The organism is Pseudomonas sp. RIT778, from assembly GCF_019718735.1.
Taxonomy (GTDB): Bacteria; Pseudomonadota; Gammaproteobacteria; order Pseudomonadales; family Pseudomonadaceae; genus Aquipseudomonas; species Aquipseudomonas aphyarum.
Window position 1 is genome coordinate 64,683 of the sequence record NZ_JAIHBA010000006.1, and the last position, 15,978, is coordinate 80,660.

Annotated in this window: 13 protein-coding genes and 1 tRNA gene; 5 read left to right on the top strand and 9 right to left on the bottom strand. The window is 63.3% G+C overall.

Annotated features, from left to right (window positions below):
* On the top strand, positions 1–1,284 hold the full coding sequence (locus tag K5E37_RS05020) for an OprD family porin (RefSeq protein ID WP_260403935.1): 1,284 nt from the start codon (positions 1–3) through the stop codon (positions 1,282–1,284).
* Positions 1,285–1,293: 9 nt separating this feature from the next.
* Here K5E37_RS05020 and K5E37_RS05025 read toward each other — a convergent pair.
* From K5E37_RS05025 to K5E37_RS05045, 5 genes are all read right to left on the bottom strand, one after another.
* A tRNA-Sec gene (locus tag K5E37_RS05025) sits at positions 1,294–1,389 on the bottom strand.
* 6 nt (positions 1,390–1,395) lie between these two features.
* A complete protein-coding gene (gene selB, locus K5E37_RS05030; RefSeq protein ID WP_221533335.1) occupies positions 1,396–3,306 on the bottom strand; it encodes a selenocysteine-specific translation elongation factor in 1,911 nt (636 codons plus the stop codon).
* Positions 3,303–4,709 (bottom strand): L-seryl-tRNA(Sec) selenium transferase, encoded by a 1,407-nt coding sequence (gene selA, locus K5E37_RS05035; protein WP_221533284.1) that lies wholly within the window; start codon positions 4,707–4,709, stop codon positions 3,303–3,305. The genes selB and selA overlap by 4 nt, the downstream gene beginning before the upstream one ends.
* A gap of 51 nt (positions 4,710–4,760) precedes the next feature.
* Entirely contained in the window at positions 4,761–5,441 is a 681-nt protein-coding gene (locus tag K5E37_RS05040) for a DUF3313 domain-containing protein (protein WP_221533285.1), read from the bottom strand.
* Positions 5,442–5,458: 17 nt separating this feature from the next.
* Complete coding sequence (locus tag K5E37_RS05045; RefSeq protein WP_007951398.1) at positions 5,459–5,770, bottom strand: hypothetical protein; 312 nt, start codon at positions 5,768–5,770, stop codon at positions 5,459–5,461.
* 150 nt (positions 5,771–5,920) lie between these two features.
* Here K5E37_RS05045 and K5E37_RS05050 point away from each other — a divergent pair, with 150 nt between their 5' ends.
* Both K5E37_RS05050 and K5E37_RS05055 read left to right on the top strand, forming a co-directional pair.
* The gene (locus K5E37_RS05050) at positions 5,921–6,646 is read left to right on the top strand and encodes a response regulator (protein ID WP_102686172.1); all 726 of its coding nucleotides are present in this window, start codon (positions 5,921–5,923) and stop codon (positions 6,644–6,646) included.
* Positions 6,643–7,974 (top strand): ATP-binding protein, encoded by a 1,332-nt coding sequence (locus tag K5E37_RS05055; protein WP_221533286.1) that lies wholly within the window; start codon positions 6,643–6,645, stop codon positions 7,972–7,974. The genes K5E37_RS05050 and K5E37_RS05055 overlap by 4 nt, the downstream gene beginning before the upstream one ends.
* A gap of 3 nt (positions 7,975–7,977) precedes the next feature.
* Here the strand turns inward: K5E37_RS05055 and fdhE are convergent, their stop codons facing one another.
* Genes fdhE through fdnG form a run of 4 tightly spaced genes read right to left on the bottom strand, consistent with a single transcriptional unit; the run spans position 7,978 to position 13,573 of the window.
* Positions 7,978–8,904 carry a formate dehydrogenase accessory protein FdhE gene (gene fdhE / locus K5E37_RS05060; RefSeq protein WP_221533287.1) on the bottom strand — a complete coding sequence of 309 codons (927 nt, stop codon included), beginning with the start codon at positions 8,902–8,904 and terminating at the stop codon, positions 7,978–7,980.
* A gap of 3 nt (positions 8,905–8,907) precedes the next feature.
* Positions 8,908–9,561 carry a formate dehydrogenase subunit gamma gene (locus tag K5E37_RS05065; protein WP_064381623.1) on the bottom strand — a complete coding sequence of 218 codons (654 nt, stop codon included), beginning with the start codon at positions 9,559–9,561 and terminating at the stop codon, positions 8,908–8,910.
* Positions 9,558–10,493 carry a formate dehydrogenase subunit beta gene (gene fdxH, locus K5E37_RS05070; protein WP_085603705.1) on the bottom strand — a complete coding sequence of 312 codons (936 nt, stop codon included), beginning with the start codon at positions 10,491–10,493 and terminating at the stop codon, positions 9,558–9,560. The genes K5E37_RS05065 and fdxH overlap by 4 nt, the downstream gene beginning before the upstream one ends.
* A gap of 14 nt (positions 10,494–10,507) precedes the next feature.
* Positions 10,508–13,573, bottom strand: coding sequence for a formate dehydrogenase-N subunit alpha (gene fdnG / locus K5E37_RS05075; RefSeq protein WP_221533288.1), 3,066 nt, complete (start codon positions 13,571–13,573; stop codon positions 10,508–10,510).
* A gap of 219 nt (positions 13,574–13,792) precedes the next feature.
* Between fdnG and K5E37_RS05080 the strand changes: the two genes are divergently transcribed.
* Positions 13,793–14,941: a MalY/PatB family protein gene (locus K5E37_RS05080; RefSeq protein ID WP_221533289.1), complete on the top strand. Its 1,149-nt coding sequence runs from the start codon at positions 13,793–13,795 to the stop codon at positions 14,939–14,941.
* A 95-nt stretch (positions 14,942–15,036) separates the two neighbouring features.
* Complete coding sequence (locus K5E37_RS05085; RefSeq protein ID WP_221533290.1) at positions 15,037–15,894, top strand: glucose 1-dehydrogenase; 858 nt, start codon at positions 15,037–15,039, stop codon at positions 15,892–15,894.
* The last annotated feature ends 84 nt before the right edge of the window (positions 15,895–15,978 follow it).

The following is a 15,978-nucleotide window of genomic DNA, read 5'->3' on the forward strand; positions in this document are numbered from 1 at the left end:
ATGCAACCGCGTTTCGCCCTGGCACTGTTGTATTGCGCAATGGCCGACTCGGCATTCGCCAGCGGATTTCTCGACGACGCCAAGACCGAAGTGCTCAGCCGCAATTTCTACCTGAGCAACGACTACCGCTCGCCCTCGCCCGCCGGGAAAAACTACAAACAGGAATGGGCTCAGGGGTTTATCGGCACTTTCGCATCCGGTTTCACGGAGGGAACCGTCGGCTTTGGCCTCGATGCTCATGCCTTTTATGGTTTGAAACTCGATGGCGGCAAGGGGCATTCCGGCACGGGACTGTTGCCGGTGGACAGTGATGGCCGTAGCGAAAGCGAATACTCCAGCGCGGGTGGTGCGCTGAAGCTCAAGGCCTCGAAAACCACCCTCGCCTTCGGTGAAATGACCGTGGAAACGCCGGTGTTCGACACTTCGGACAAACGCCTGCAACCGGAATACGCCACGGGGTTTCTGCTCGACAGCCGCGAGATCGAAAACGCGCGCGTTGTGGCCGGGCGTTTCACGGCGTTCAAGAATCAGGACAGCTCTTCCGGCAGAGGCGACTTTCAGGGCTATGGCGCCAGTACCCAAGGCGAAAGCATCAGCTTTGTCGGCACCGACCTGTTCAGCGACAGCCCGGTGGGCGGCTCGCTGTATGCGTCCGACCTGAGCGACACCTGGCGCCAGTACTACGCCAACCTGCATTTCAAACAGTCCGGTCTGCTGCTCGACGCCAACGTCTACCACACCCGCGACACCGGTCAGGCACTGGCCGGCGACATCGACAACACCGCGTTCAGCCTCTCGGGCAAATACACCTTCGGTGCCCACGCGGTGATGCTTGGCTGGCAACGCATCAATGGCGACACGCCGTTCGATTTCGTCGGTGGCGACTCGATCTACCTGGCCAACTCGATCAAATACGCCGACTTCAACGGCGCCCACGAGCGCTCCTGGCAAGCGCGTTACGACCTGGATCTCGGCGCCTTCGGCATTCCCGGGCTGAATTTCATGACCCGCTACGTCGCTGGCAGCCACATCGACGGCACCCACGCGCCCAAGGGCGGCGCCTATAACCCGTTCGACGCGGACAGCGGTCAGTACCAGCCGCAGCAAGGGGACGGCGGCAAACACTGGGAACGCGACATCGATCTGCGCTACATCGTCCAGTCCGGCGCGGCCAAGGATCTGTCGCTGCAGCTGTCCCACGTTTCGCACCGGGCCAACAGCGCTCAGGCGGGCGATGACATCGACCGGATCTACCTGGTGATCCAGTACCCGCTGGGGTTTTGAAGGGGAAATTGGCGGAAGGCAGCCGGAGTCGAACCTGCCCGGGAACGGATGCCGTCCCCAACCGGGTTTGAAGCCCGGCCGCGCCACCGGGCGCGATTGCCTTCCTTGAACTCAGTCGGCGCCGGGGTTGGCCAGCGCACTGTCGATGCGGATTTGCCGGCCTTCGCCGGCGCGCCGGGTCAGGCCCAGCCGATCGAAGTATTCGAGGATCTGAATACTGCGCTTGCGTCCCAAGCCTAGCGCATCGCGGAATGCCGTGACTTCGATCTGCGGATTTTCTTCGGCCAGGCGCAGCAGGACTGCCGCCATTTGTCGCAGCGTGATGTCGGTGACAAACAGGTCGCGCACCACTTGATGCATCACGCCGAGGCGCGCCAGTTTGCGCAGCAGCAAACGCACGATCGCGTCTTCCTGACCGACGACTTTCGCCACGTCGCGTACCCACGGCGGATCGAAACCAGACTGCTCGAACAATGGCTGCAGCGCCTGCCACAGGGTTTGATCGTCGGCGCTCAGGCGCACTTGATGGTCGGGCAAATGCAGCCACGGGCCGCTGGCGGTCAGCGAGCCGGCGCCGAGCAGTTCTTCCAGCAGGCTGATAAAGGTCGCGCGTTCGAGGCTCAAACCGCTGAAACGCCGCAGACGGTCGCGATCCGGGCCCATCTGGTCGGGCTCCAGCTCATGAAAGCGCGCCAGTTGTTCCAGCAGGGTGAACTTGAGCATGCCCCAGCGCTGCGCATTGAACAGCACCGGCCCCTGACGGGTTTCGATCAGGCGGACATTGTCCGGCAGCGTCCAGCCGTCACGCGGACGATTGAACTGGCGTTCCAGGCGCTGCGGATCGAGGCCGCTTTCGCTGTATTCCAGCAGCGTCGGCAAGGCCTGTTCCAGCTCCGAGCTGATCGCCAGCACACGCAGTTGCGCCAGCCGTTCCGGGCTGCGCCGTTGGCGGGCCGGGGCGAAGGGATCGAGCACACGCCCGCCGCCGAGCGTTCGCTGGGCGCTGGCGTCACGCAGGATCAGCGGATCACCGTGGACGCCGTGCACCGGAACGTTCGTCAGCAGTTGCGCAAACATGCGCTCGCCGGGTGCCAGGCTTGAGCCTTCCAGCAAGGCGACCCGGGCGATCACGTCCTGCGTGCCGAGATGCAGGTGCACTGGCTGGAAGTGCTGGAAAACCCGCTCGCCCGGCAGCAGCCGGAATTCGATGTCCAGCCGCTGGGTCGGTGCGTGCAGCCATTCGGCGAGCAACCATTGGCCGCGATGGATCTGCCCGAGTTCCAGACGATCCGCGCTGATGTTCAGGGCCACGCGCTGGCCGGCGAAGGCTTGTTCGGCGGCTTGATTCTGCGCATGCAGGCCCCTGACCCGCACGGTTTTGCCCGCCGGGCCGAGGCTGAGCTTGTCCCCCACGGCGACCGAGCCCGAAAGCGCCGTCCCCGTCACCACGATACCGGCGCCGGCGACGCTGAACGCCCGGTCGATGGCCAGGCGAAATCCGCCTTCGCGACTGCGCTCCTCGCTTTCTATTTGCTGCAACGCTTCGCGCAGCGCGTCGACGCCCTCGCCTGTCACGCTGGAAACCGTCAGCAACGGCGCCCCGGCATAGGGCCCGGATGACAGCAGGCTTTCAACTTGCCGGCGAACCTCTTCCACCCTGCCCGCCTCGACCCGGTCGCACTTGGTGATTGCCACCAACGCCCGTGGAATGCCCAGCAGCTCGACAATCGCCAGATGTTCGCGGGTCTGCGGCATCACGCCGTCATCCGCCGCCACCACCAGCAACACCAGATCGATGCCTTGCGCGCCGGCGAGCATGTTGTGGGTGAATTTCTCGTGGCCCGGCACGTCGATGAAACCGGTCAGTCCGGCGCCGGGCGCCAGTTCTGCGTACAGATAACCGAGGTCGATGGTCATCCCGCGTTCGCGCTCCTGCGGGCGGCGGTCGCCGGTCTGCCCGGTCAGCGCTTCAAGCAGCGACGTCTTGCCGTGGTCGATGTGCCCTGCCGTGCCGACGATCACGTTGGCAACTGCCCGAGTTGCGCTTGCCACGCCGGTTCATCGTCGAGTTGCCGCAGATCTAGCCACAACGCATCGTCATCAATGCGTCCGAGCACCGGGATCGGCAAGGCGCGCAGCGCGGCTTCCAGATTCAGCAGGCAACGGCCGCGCAGGCGTTTCGATACTTGCGGGCGCAGACACAATGCTGCGCTTGGCAGACGCGCCACCGGTTGGCTGCCGCTGCCGATCATGCCCAACGCAGGCTCCGCCGTGACGGTCCAGCCCTCGCCCAGCAGTTCGGCCAAGGCCGGTTGCAGGCGTTCGGCCTGGACCAGAATCTCGGCTTGCGGGCGGGTCAGCAGGCGCAGGCTCGGCAAGCGCTCGGCCAGACGATCCGGGTCGCGATAGAGTCCGAGCACCGCTTCGAGTGCGGCCAGGGTCAGTTTATCGACCCGCAACGCGCGTTTCAGCGGGTTTTTCTTGATCTTCGCGATCAAGTCCTTGCGCCCGACAATCACTCCCGCCTGCGGCCCACCGAGCAATTTGTCGCCGCTGAAGGTGACGATGTCGGCGCCATCGAGCAGCGCCTGACGCACCGTAGGCTCCGCCGGCAGGCCCCAGCGGGTCAGGTCCAGCAGGCTGCCGCTGCCAAGGTCTTCCAGCAGCGGCAGGTCATGCCGATGGGCCAACGCCGCCAGTTCGGAGGTCGGCACCCGGGCGGTGAAACCTTCGATGCTGTAGTTGCTCGCGTGCACGCGCATGATCAGGCCACTGCGTGGGCTGATTGCCGCCTCGTAGTCGCGGGCGTGGGTGCGATTGGTGGTGCCGACCTCGTGCAGGCGCACGCCGGCGCGGCTCATGATGTCGGGGATGCGGAACGCGCCGCCGATCTCGATCAGCTCGCCCCGGGAAATGATGCCTTCCTTGCGCGCGCCGAGGCTGTTGAGGGTCAGCAGCACGGCGGCGGCATTGTTGTTGACCACGGTCACGGCTTCGGCGCCGGTCAGTTCGCGGATCAGGCCTTCGATCAGGTCGTCGCGGTCACCGCGCTTGCCGCTGGCCAGATCGAACTCCAGATTCAAGGGATAGCGCGCCGCCAGTTGCACCGCTTCAATGGCTTCTTCGGGCAACAAGGCCCGGCCGAGGTTGGTGTGCAGCACGGTGCCGGTCAGATTGAACACCCGGCGCACCTGGCTGCGCTGCTTCAGCGCCAGACGTTCGGCGACTCTCCCGGCCAGCGCTTCAGGGCTGATTTCAACGGCGGTCAGTTGCCCCGCCACCACGGCTTCGCGCAAGTCATCCAGTAACTGGCGAAACCCCGTCAACAGCGCCTCACGCCCATAACGCTCGGCCAATGGCTGGCACGCCGGGTGGCGCAACAGGCTGTCAATCGACGGTAACCGCAGGGCAACACTTACGGACATCAGGCACTCCCGAAATCGAAATACGCCTGATGATGTTAGACCACCCTGCTTCTAGCGCAGCGCGGCCCTCTGAACCGGCACATAGGTTTGACTCAGGTCCGTGGCCCAGCCATCGAGTACGGCCTTGACGTTATCGGGCGTCATGACCTGTTTGTCGTTCTCCAGCGGCACGCCCTTGCCCTTGCGCACCACCTCGGCCACGACCTCCCCGGTCGAACCGTCCTCGAAGGACACTTCCGTGGCGATCTCACTGTCCCGGTCACGAATGCCTGTAGCGGTGCTCACACCGGCCGCGACCAGCGTCACCGGCAGCCATTCATAAAAGCGCAAACCCTGAGTGCTGGCGGCGACCTGGGTGATGGCCGGTTTGACGATCAGCGTGTTCGGGCCGGGTTTCGACACCAGCGGCAGCACCTTGCCCAGCTCCAGCCTGAGGGCTGCGTCGTAATAATGCGTCACGCCCGACAAGGTACTTTGAGGAATGCGCGACGAAGGCTGGGGCCGTGGATAGAACTCGCTCGGCGCCAGGTAAACCTGGGTGTAACGGCCTCTGGCCAATGTCGGGCTGACCCAGCTCAGAATCTTCTGCCCCGAAGCGGTCTGCCCTTCCTTGAGCACGCTGTAATCCCGTAGAAACCCGGCCTGCGGCTCCGCCGGAAGCTTCTTGCTGCTGCACGCCGACAGGCTGAGGGTGGCGGCAAACAACACGGCCAGTGAGCGATGGTTACTCATCGAGGGTGTTTCCTTTTTCAGGCGTGGACGTGGTTGTGCGGGGTGTTGTCTGAGCATTCGATGCGCAACTGGCCGTGGGTCATGATCCATTGGATGAATTCGGCGGTAGGAATCGTGTGCAGGTATTCGACCCAATGGGCTTCGGTCGGGCTGAATCGTTCGAAATAGCGGCGCAGGATCAACTGGCTCTGATCGTTGGCCAGCCCCAGGCACGTTTCCTGGAACAGGATCGGCGTGTCCGGGCCCGGTGCGGTGGTGCGCTGGGTCAGGATCAACGGGCGCACGGCGCCATGGTCCCGGGTGATGTAGCCGCTGTTCATGTCCTTCATGTTGAGCCCCCTTGGTTGGAAGGCGTGCAGAGTGCCTGCGGATGTTTGCCCGACGATGTCCGGCTGATGTCCGCGCTGAAGGAATGTTGCAGGATTGAAATATATGACCGGCGCATCGAAATGGTTTTAGATGCGCTTCTTTTTGGGTTCATGGATTGCGCAAACGTGAGCAGATTGCTGATCGTCGATGACGACGGGGAAATTCTGTCCTTGCTGAAGAAGTTCTTCGTTCAGCACGGTTATCAGGTCGATGTCGCCGCCCATGGCGAGGCCATGTGGGCGGCCATTGCGCAGGCGCGGCCGGACACGATCATCCTCGACCTGATGCTGCCCGGCGAAGGCGGCCTTAGCCTGTGCCAGAAGGTCCGGGCGCAGATGGGCATCCCGATCATCATGCTCACGGCCATGGCCGAGCTGAGCGACCGGATCGTCGGCCTGGAATTGGGCGCCGACGACTACCTGACCAAGCCCTTCGCCCCGCAGGAGTTGCTGGCCCGGGTACGCGCGCTGCAACGCCGGGTCGGTGAGAACACGCCGTCCGGCGCCGAGCCTTCACGCCCGGTCATGGCCTTCGCCGGTTGGCATCTGGACATCACCTGCCGCGAACTGCGCTCGCCTGAAGGCGTGATGATTCCGATGTCCGCCGGCGAATTCGACCTGTTGCTGGTGTTGCTCGAACATCCGCAACGCATCCTGACCCGCGAACAACTGATCGACCTGACCCACGGCCAGGGCCACGACGCCTATGACCGCAGCATCGACGTGCAGATCAGCCGGCTGCGTCGCAAGATCGAACCGGACAGCAAACGCCCGGACCTGATCCGCACCGTGCGCAACGGCGGCTACATGTTCACTGCCAAGGTGAGCCGCTCATGATCGGCCGGATGCTGCGGCGCGACACCCTCAGTCGGCGGATTGCCCTGACGATCGTCGCGGCGATGCTCGCTTCTCTGCTGCTCAATGCGCTGTTCGTTCAGGTCGCGGGGATCTGGGCCCGGCCGCCGATTGAACGCACCGGATTGCTGGAACAGATCGCCGCCACCACGCGGGTGATCGAGGCAGCGCCGGCAAACTTGCGCCCGCAACTGGCCCGTGCCGCCAGCAGCCCGATGCTTGAAGTGGTGTGGAATCCCCGTCGGGTCGACTTCGGTCTGCCGGGGGAAGGCGAACAGGTCGAGGCCGGAAAAGTGCCGGCACTGCGGCAATTGCTTGGCGATGACCGACAAATCGACGTATTCAACCCCGATGACTGGCCCGCCGGCAGCCCTCGCGCGCATTACATGGCGCTGGTGCGGTTGGCGGACGACAGCTGGTTGTCTTTCACGCCGCCGGAGCGCAGTTGGGGCCTGAGCCTGAACGTGCGGATTGCCGTGATCGTTGCCCTGGGACTGGTCGCCACGCTGCTGGTCGCCTGGCTCGCCACACGGCAACTGGCCCAGCCGTTACAGCGCTTTGCCCATGCCGCGCGGCGTTTCGGCGGGGACCTGAAAGCGCCGCCGATCCATCTCGAAGGCCCGCACGAAATCCGTCAGGCCATCGTCGCCTTCAACACGATGCAGGCGCAGATCCAGCATTTCATCGGCGAACGCACGCACATGCTCGCCGCCATCTCCCACGATTTGCGCGCCCCACTGACCCGGATGCGTCTACGCAGCGAATTCATGGAAGACCTCGACCATCAGGGCAAACTGATCCGTGACATCGAGGAAATGCAATCGATGATCAACGCCGCCCTGGCGTTCTTCCGGGAAGACACTCACCTGGAGCAATCCACCGCGTTCGATCTGTCGGAGTTGCTGCAAACCATCGTCGATGACTACCGCGATCAGCACCTCGACATCGGTTTCATCGGTCCGGCACATGTGGTGTATGACGGCCGGCCGCTGGGCATCAAACGGGTCATCGTCAATCTGCTGGATAACGCGGTGAAATACGGTCAGCGCCCGAGCGTGGTGCTGAGTTGCGATGATGCATCGATCCGCATCGAGGTCATTGACGAGGGGCCGGGGATTCCCGAGGACGCGCTGGAGCGGGTGTTCGATCCGTTTTTCCGTCTCGAGACCTCGCGCAACCGTGACACCGGCGGGGTCGGGCTCGGTCTCTCGGCGGCGCGGGGGATCGTTCGGGAACAGGGTGGCGAGCTGAGTCTGCGCAATCGCCGCAGTGGTGGATTACGCGCGCGGGTTGAACTGCCCCATCGTTGAGGCCTATTCGTCGCCGGGCGCCAGCAGCAGATTGGGCGCCAGCCGCTGATAGCCGTCCTGAGCCAGGCGCATGTCGAGCAACAGACTGCCCAGATCCGCCGACAGCGCCTCGCCCTCCCCGTCGTTTTCCAGATACAGCAACTTCAGGTAGCTGTTGCAGCCCGGACAGACTTCGGCGCGCAGCGGCGCCTGATTGGCGGCGTGGCGGTCATCCTCGAGGCTCAGGTATTCAAGCCCTTTGCTCTGCTCGCAGTACACGCACTTGACCCGCACCACATGCCATTCGCAGGCGCACAGCGAACACACCAGATAACGCAGGCCGTTGTGCTTGCCACGATGGCGGATCACTCCGGCCATGGCCGGCGAGCCGCAGGCCGGGCACTGGCTGAGGCTATCGCCGGGCGTCAGTTGCAGGTTTGGAACGCTGAGCAGCCAGTGACTCCACGCCGCTTGCAGCGCCGCCCCGAGAAACGGCACCAGCGCCGCCGGCACCAGCGAATACTGGCCGCTCACCAGCGCCACGGCCCACGCCCGTAGATGACCGGGGCTGGCGATGCGCAGCGTGTTCACGGCTTCGACCACTGCCGGTTGTTCGGGGGCGACATAGCGCTGGAGCAAGGCCTCGAGATACAGCTGCCAGGTGTCCTCGCGAATCAAAGTGTCGGCGGCGAACGGTGGCATCCCGTGTTGCCGACAGACTTCCAGCCGCTGTTCATCAAGCGGCGCGGTCGAGGGCGGATCATCGAGGATCTGCTGCTGGACATGGCACAAACCGGCGATCAAGCGCAGGTAATCGGCCAGCGGATGCTCTTCGGCCAAGCGTTCCAGACGCTGGGCCCGCAGCATGAACAGGTTGTGCGGCGGCAGGTGCAGAAACGGCGGCGAACTGGCCGCCGCTTCGATTTCTCCGGGTTCAAGGATGGTTGGCAAACGTCAGCCCTTTTTCGTGACCGGCCGCTCTGGCGGATCTTGGCTTTCCACCTCGCGATACCAGAGTGCATGGTGTTTCCTGGCCCAGGCGCGGCTGACCCAGCCGTGCATCATCGCGTCCACCGAGCCCTTGATCCAGATCCCGGCATAGATGTGAACGATGATGCTCAGGATCAGCACAAATCCCGCCAGTGCGTGCAGCAACATCGCCCAGCGGATCGTGGTGATGCCGAAGTAATGACTGAAATACGCGCGCCAGATCACCAGCCCCGTGAACAGCAATCCGAGCATGCACAGCAGTAAAGTCCAGAACAGCAGCTTTTGCCCGGCGTTGTACTTGCCCACCGCCGGCACGGTTTCCTCGTCGTTGACCAGCACCCGGTCAATGCGTCGCAGCCACTTCCAGTCGTTGTCGATGAAGAAGTTCGAGCGCCAGAAACGAAACACCAGGCCAAGGAAGAACACGAACATCAGCACGCCCATGAACGGGTGCAGGATCCGCGTCCACGGCCCGCCGCCAAACAGGTGGGTCAGCCAGAACATCGACGGATGAAACAGCGCCAGCCCCGACAGCCCGGCCATGAAGAACAGAATCGCCACCAGCCAGTGATTGGTGCGCTGGTTGGCGGTGTAGCGCAGGATCGTCTTGTTGCTCATGGCCGGCCCTCCTCGCGTGGGTCGAAGGTGTGCACCGCCGGATCGACGACGTGCACCGAGGTGTCGGGCGGTTCGGGATGTTCATCTTCCTCGACCCGGTTCGGGCCGATCCGCACGTAATGGAAGAACCCGGCCAGCACCGCCGCGCCCATGGCCAGCAACGCCAGCGGTTTGCTGATGCCTTTCCACAGGCCCACCAGCGGACTGATCTCGGGATTGTCCGGCAGACCGGCGTAAATTTTCGGGGTGTCGGCGTGGTGCAGCACGTACATGACGTGGGTGCCGCCGACGCCTGCCGGGTCATACAGGCCAGCGTTGTCGAAACCACGGCTTTTCAGGTCGACGATGCGTTCGGCAGCGTGGGTCTTCATGTCGTCCTTGGTGCCGAACACGATGGCGCCGGTCGGGCAGGTTTTCACGCAGGCCGGTTCCAGCCCCACCGCCACCCGGTCCGAACACAGGGTGCATTTGTAGGCCTTGTGATCTTTTTGCGAAATGCGCGGGATGTTGAACGGGCAACCGGTGATGCAATAACCGCAGCCGATGCAGTGGTCCTGATCGAAATCGACGATGCCGTTGGCGTGCTTGATGATTGCTCCGGGGCTGGGGCACGCCGCCAGGCAACCGGGCTCGGCGCAGTGCATGCAGCCGTCCTTGCGGATCAGCCATTCGAGGTTACCGGCGTCGGTTTCGTGCTCGGTGAAGCGCATCAGCGTCCATGAATCGGCGCTCAGATCCTGCGGATTGTCGTAGGTGCCGTGGTTGTGGCCGACCTCGTCGCGCAGCTCGTTCCATTCCGAGCACGCGACCTGACACGCCTTGCAACCGATGCATTTGGTGGTGTCGATCAGCTTGGCCACCTGTTCCTGGCCGCGTATCGAAGGCGCCGGGGTCGTGGTGGCCGAGCGGGCAATGATGTCTTGGCTGGCCATCTAAAGATTCTCCATCAGAGCTTCTCCACGTTGACCAGGAATGACTTGGATTCCGGGGTCTGTGTATTGCCATCGCCGAGGAACGGCACCAGGGTGTTGGTCAGGTAACCGTGGCGCGTCAGGCCGGTGAAACCCCAGTGCAGCGGAATGCCGATCTGGTGCACCACCTGATTGTTGACCTGCAACGGCCGGATCCTTTTGGTCACCACCGCCACCGCCTCAATGAACCCGCGCTTGCAGCTGACCCGCACCCTGTCGCCGGCAGCGATGCCCTTCTCCTTGGCCAGCACTTCGCCGATTTCCACGAACTGCTCGGGTTGGGCAATCGCGTTCAACTTGCAGTGCTTGCTCCAGAAGTGGAAATGCTCGGTCAGCCGGTAGCTGGTGGCGGCGTACGGGTAATCCTTGGCCACGCCGAGGCTGTCCCACACCGAATCGAAGATCCGCGCCGCCGGGTTGCTGGTGGCTTTCTTGTTTTCCGGATGCAGCGGGTTGATGCCGATCGGTGTTTCGAACGGCTCGTAGTGCTCGGGGAATGGCCCTTCGTTCATCTTGTCGACGGCGAAGAACCGCGCCACGCCTTCGGGGTTCATGATGAACGGGTTCATCCCGGCTTCCGGCGGTACGTCGGCCTTGTAGTCCGGCACGTCGGTGCCGCCCCACGTCTTGCCGTTCCACCAGACCAGGCGTTTTTTCGGATCCCACGGCTTGCCGGCGACATCCGCCGAAGCACGGTTGTAGAGAATCCGCCGGTTGGCCGGCCAGGCCCACGCCCAGCCCTGATGCTGATGCATGCCGTAAGGGTCGTTGTTGTCGCGGCGGGCCATCTGGTTGCCGGCTTCGGTCCAGCTGCCGCAGAAGATCCAGCAGCCGGACGCGGTGCTGCCGTCATCCTTGAGCTGGGCGAACCCGGCCAGTTGCGAATTGCCCTTGATCGCCGCACCCGTGGCGTCGGTGAAGTCAGTGGTGGCGTAGCCGTTGACCTCTTTGGCGATCTCTTCCGGCGAAGGTTCTTCGGCGATCTTGTACGGCCACGACAGTTTCAACAGCGGATCGGCGAATTTGCCGCCCTCGGCCTGATAGCGCTCACGCAGGCGCAGGAACAGCGCACTCATGATCTGCACGTCAGTGCGCGCCTCGCCCGGGCCGTCGGCGCCTTTCCAGTGCCATTGCAGCCAGCGGCTGCTGTTGACCAGCGAGCCGTCCTCTTCGGCAAAGCACGTCGTTGGCAGGCGTATGACTTCGGTCTGGATGTCGGCGCTCTTCACATCGTTGAACGGCCCGACGTGTTCCCAGAACTGCGAGGTTTCGGTGGCCAGCGGGTCCATCACCACCAGCCATTTGAGTTTGGCCAGTGCCGCCATCACCCGGTTCTTGTCCGGCAACGCGGCAATCGGGTTGAAGCCCTGGCACATGTAGCCATTGACCTTGCCCTGCCCCATCAGATCGAACACCTTGAGGATGTCGTAGTTGGGGATGTCGAGTTTCGGCAAGTAGTTGTAGGCCCACTGGTTTTCGGCAGTGGCATTGGCGCCGTACCAGGCTTTCATCAGGCTGACGTGGAACTTGCTGTAGTTCTGCCAGTAGGACAATTGCCCCGGCCGCAGCGGTACTTGCGTACGTTTCTTGATGTAGGCGTCGTAGTCCTGCTCCATGTCGGTGGGCAGGGTCAGGTAACCCGGCAGCGCATTGGACAGCAGACCGAGGTCGGTCAGGCCCTGAATATTCGAGTGCCCGCGCAAGGCGTTGACCCCGCCGCCGGGCATGCCGACGTTGCCCAGCAACAGTTGCACCATCGCTGCGCTGCGGATGATCTGCGAGCCGATCGAGTGCTGGGTCCAGCCCAGTGCATAAAGAATCGTCATGGTCTTGCCCGGCGTCGAGCAAGTGGCGATTTCCTCCCAGATCTTTTTCATTGCATCGACCGGCATGCCGCAGATCTGGCTCGCCAGGTCGATGTTGTAGCGACTGTAATGCTGCTTCATCAGTTGATAGACGCAGCGCGGGTCCTGCAGGGTCGGGTCGACTTTGACGAAGCCGTCATCCCCCAATTCGTAACCCCAGGTGGATTTGTCGGTGTAACTGCGTTTGGCCGCGTCGTAACCGGTGAACAGTCCGTCCTCGAAGCCGAAACCGGCTCTGACGATGAACGACACGTCGGTGTAGTTGCGCACGTATTCGTGCTGGATCTTGTCCTCGGTCAGCAGGTAATTGATCAGCCCGCCCATGAACGCGATGTCGCTGCCGGTGCGGATCGGCGCGTAGTAATCGGCCACAGACGCGGTCCGGGTAAACCTCGGATCGACCACGATCAGCCGCGCGGCATTGTGCGCTTTGGCTTCGGTCACCCATTTGAAGCCACAAGGATGGGCTTCTGCTGCGTTGCCACCCATCACCAGGATCAGATTCGCGTTGGCGATATCGGTCCAGGTGTTGGTCATGGCTCCACGGCCGTACGTCGGGGCAAGACTTGCCACCGTCGGGCCGTGTCAGACACGCGCCTGGTTATCGAACCCCAGCATGCCGAGACTGCGAACCACCTTGTGGGTGATGTAGCCCGCTTCGTTGGACGCTGCCGACGCCGCGAGGAAGCCGGTGGTCAGCCAGCGATTGACCGTCTGGCCCTGGGCGTTCTGCTCGACGAAATTGGCGTCGCGGTCGGCCTTCATCAGGTCGGCGACGCGGTCGAGGGCTTCGTCCCAGGTGATCCGGGTCCATTCGCTGCTGCCGGGCTTGCGCACCTGCGGGTACTGCAAGCGGCCGGGACTATGAATAAAGTCCAGCAGGCCGGCGCCTTTCGGGCACAGGGTGCCGCGATTGACCGGGTGGTCGGCGTCGCCCTCGATATGGATGATGTTTTGCGCAACGTTCTTCGCCGCGTCGCCCTGGCTGTACATGATCAAGCCGCAACCGACCGAGCAATACGGGCAGGTGTTGCGGGTTTCATGGGTGTGGGCAAGCTTGAAGTGGCGCACCTGCTCGGCGAAGGCCAGCGTCGGGGCCATGCCCAACGCGCCCAGGCTAGAGCCTGCAAGGCCGATACCGGCGACCTTGAAGAACTGACGACGGCTGAGATCCATCGTGCACTCCTGATCAGGTGGAACCCGGTACTGGTGCCGGGTTTGTTCTGGACAATCACGGTTGCGGCACACGAGTGCCGACCTTTTCACTGTAGACAACGCCCCCGCCGCCTGTGTGAAAACCGACCGTCGGCCACCCTCGGGTCACAAGTTCGCGCCCGCAGGGGATGGGGGTTTATCATCGCCGGCACGACCCATCTCCGCCTTCAGAGACCGCGCATGACTTTCGATTTTGATCAGGTATTCGACCGCCACGACACCGGCAGCACCAAGTGGAGCCGTTATCCGGCCGACGTGTTGCCGATGTGGGTCGCTGACATGGATTTCGCCGCGCCGCCGGTGGTCATCGAGGCGCTGCAGAAGCGCCTGCTGCACCCATTGGTTGGCTACAGCGTGGCCCAGGACAATCTGCGCGAGGCCATCGTCGCCGACCTCTGGAACAAGTTCGCCTGGCGGGTCAAACCGCAGGAGCTGATCTTCCTGCCAGGTGTCGAATCGGGTTTCAACATGGCGCTCAAGGCGCTGGTGCAACCGCAGCAGAACGTCGTGGTGCAAACCCCGAACTACCCGCCGCTGCGCCATGCACCGGGCCATTGGGGGCTGAACAAGGTCGAGCTGGAATTCAACGCCCAGGCCGACGGCAGCTACGCCACCCCGCTGAACGCACTGCGTGAATCCCTGACCGGTGGCGGCGCCCTGCTGCTGAGTAACCCGCACAACCCGATCGGCAAGGTTTTCGGCCGTGAAGAATTGCAAGCGGTGGCGGACATCTGCGTGGCGCAGGACGCCTGGATCATCTCCGACGAGATCCACGCCGAGCTGTGCTACGACGGCCGCGTACACATTCCGACCGCCTCCCTGAGCCCGGAAATCGCCCGGCGCACCATCACCCTGATGTCGGCGAGCAAGGCCTACAACATTGCCGGCCTCAAGACCTCGTTCATGATCATCCAGGACGCCGCCCTGCGCGAACGCGTCAACCACGCCCGTTGCGGCATGGTCGACAGCGTCAACCCGCTGGGCATGGAAGCCACCCGCGTGGCCTACAGCGAAGCCGGTCCGTGGCTAGAGGCGCTGAAGCAGTATCTGCAAGCCAACCGTGACTGGCTGGTGGACGCCGTGCGCAGCCGTTTGCCCGGCGTGACCCTCAATGTGCCGCAAGGCACGTATCTGGCCTGGCTCGATTGCTCGGCGCTGGATCTGGACGATCCGCAGAAGTTCTTCCTGGACCACGCCCGGGTCGGCCTCAGCCCTGGCCTGGATTTTGGCGATCAAAGCCAGCAGTTCGTGCGCCTGAACTTCGGCTGCCCGCGTTCGATGCTCGAAGAAGGCATTGCGCGGATGGAGAGAGCCCTCAAGTCCCGGTAATCAAGTCAGGGCAAACCCGAGCGTCAATCCGATCGAACTCAGCGCAAACGGGCCGGGTCAACCGGCCTACCTGCCATGAGACCCGGAGATTGACGATGACTGACTATCCAAAACCCCCGTTCCCGAAACAGGCGCAAGCGGTTCCCGGCTCCCAGCGCAAGATGGAGCCCTACCCCGATTGCGGCGAGCAAAGCTACACCGGCTCCGGTCGGCTGGCCGGCAAGATCGCCCTGATCACCGGCGCCGACAGCGGCATCGGCCGTGCGGTGGCCATTGCCTTCGCCCGCGAAGGTGCTGACGTAGCGGTCGCCTATCTGAATGAACATGAAGATGCCAAGGAAACTGCGCGCTGGGTCGAGCAGGCCGGTCGCCAGTGCCTGTTACTGCCTGGTGACATTGCGCAGAAAGCCCAGTGCCAGGCGTTGGTGGACCAAACCGTCGAGCGCTTCGGCCGCATCGACGTACTGGTCAACAACGCGGCTTTCCAGATGACCCACGAAACCTTCGAGGAGATTCCCGACGACGAATGGGTGATGACCTTCGACGTCAACATCACCGCGATCTTCCGTCTGTGCCAGGCTGCCATCAAACACATGGGCCCCGGCGCTTCGATCATCAACACCAGTTCGGTCAACTCGGACATGCCCAAACCCACCCTGCTCGCCTACGCCACTACTAAAGGCGCCATCGCCAATTTCACCGGCGGACTGGCGCAGATGCTCGGCCCGAGGGAGATCCGCGTGAACTGCGTGGCACCGGGGCCGATCTGGACGCCCCTGATCGTCTCGACCATGCCGGATGAGGAAGTGCAGAACTTTGGCGAGCAAACGCCACTCGGGCGGCCCGGTCAACCGGTGGAAGTCGCGCCGATCTACGTGCTGCTGGCGTCGGATGAAGCCAGCTACATCACCGGCCAGCGCTATGGCGTGACCGGCGGCAAACCGATGCTCTGAACCGTCTGCCGAAAAAAGTGAACCGCTGGGCAAGACGGCCTCTCCATACCTTCATGGCCCGTTCGGGTTGCGAGAGATCAGGAG

Coding starts and splice junctions, on each gene's coding strand:
- K5E37_RS05020 (WP_260403935.1), top strand. CDS start 1: ATGCAACCGCGTTTCGCCCTGGCACTGTTGTATTGCGCAATGGCCGAC.
- selA (WP_221533284.1), bottom strand. CDS start 4,709: ATGTCCGTAAGTGTTGCCCTGCGGTTACCGTCGATTGACAGCCTGTTG.
- K5E37_RS05040 (WP_221533285.1), bottom strand. CDS start 5,441: ATGAGTAACCATCGCTCACTGGCCGTGTTGTTTGCCGCCACCCTCAGC.
- K5E37_RS05045 (WP_007951398.1), bottom strand. CDS start 5,770: ATGAAGGACATGAACAGCGGCTACATCACCCGGGACCATGGCGCCGTG.
- K5E37_RS05050 (WP_102686172.1), top strand. CDS start 5,921: ATGGATTGCGCAAACGTGAGCAGATTGCTGATCGTCGATGACGACGGG.
- K5E37_RS05055 (WP_221533286.1), top strand. CDS start 6,643: ATGATCGGCCGGATGCTGCGGCGCGACACCCTCAGTCGGCGGATTGCC.
- K5E37_RS05065 (WP_064381623.1), bottom strand. CDS start 9,561: ATGAGCAACAAGACGATCCTGCGCTACACCGCCAACCAGCGCACCAAT.
- fdxH (WP_085603705.1), bottom strand. CDS start 10,493: ATGGCCAGCCAAGACATCATTGCCCGCTCGGCCACCACGACCCCGGCG.
- K5E37_RS05080 (WP_221533289.1), top strand. CDS start 13,793: ATGACTTTCGATTTTGATCAGGTATTCGACCGCCACGACACCGGCAGC.
- K5E37_RS05085 (WP_221533290.1), top strand. CDS start 15,037: ATGACTGACTATCCAAAACCCCCGTTCCCGAAACAGGCGCAAGCGGTT.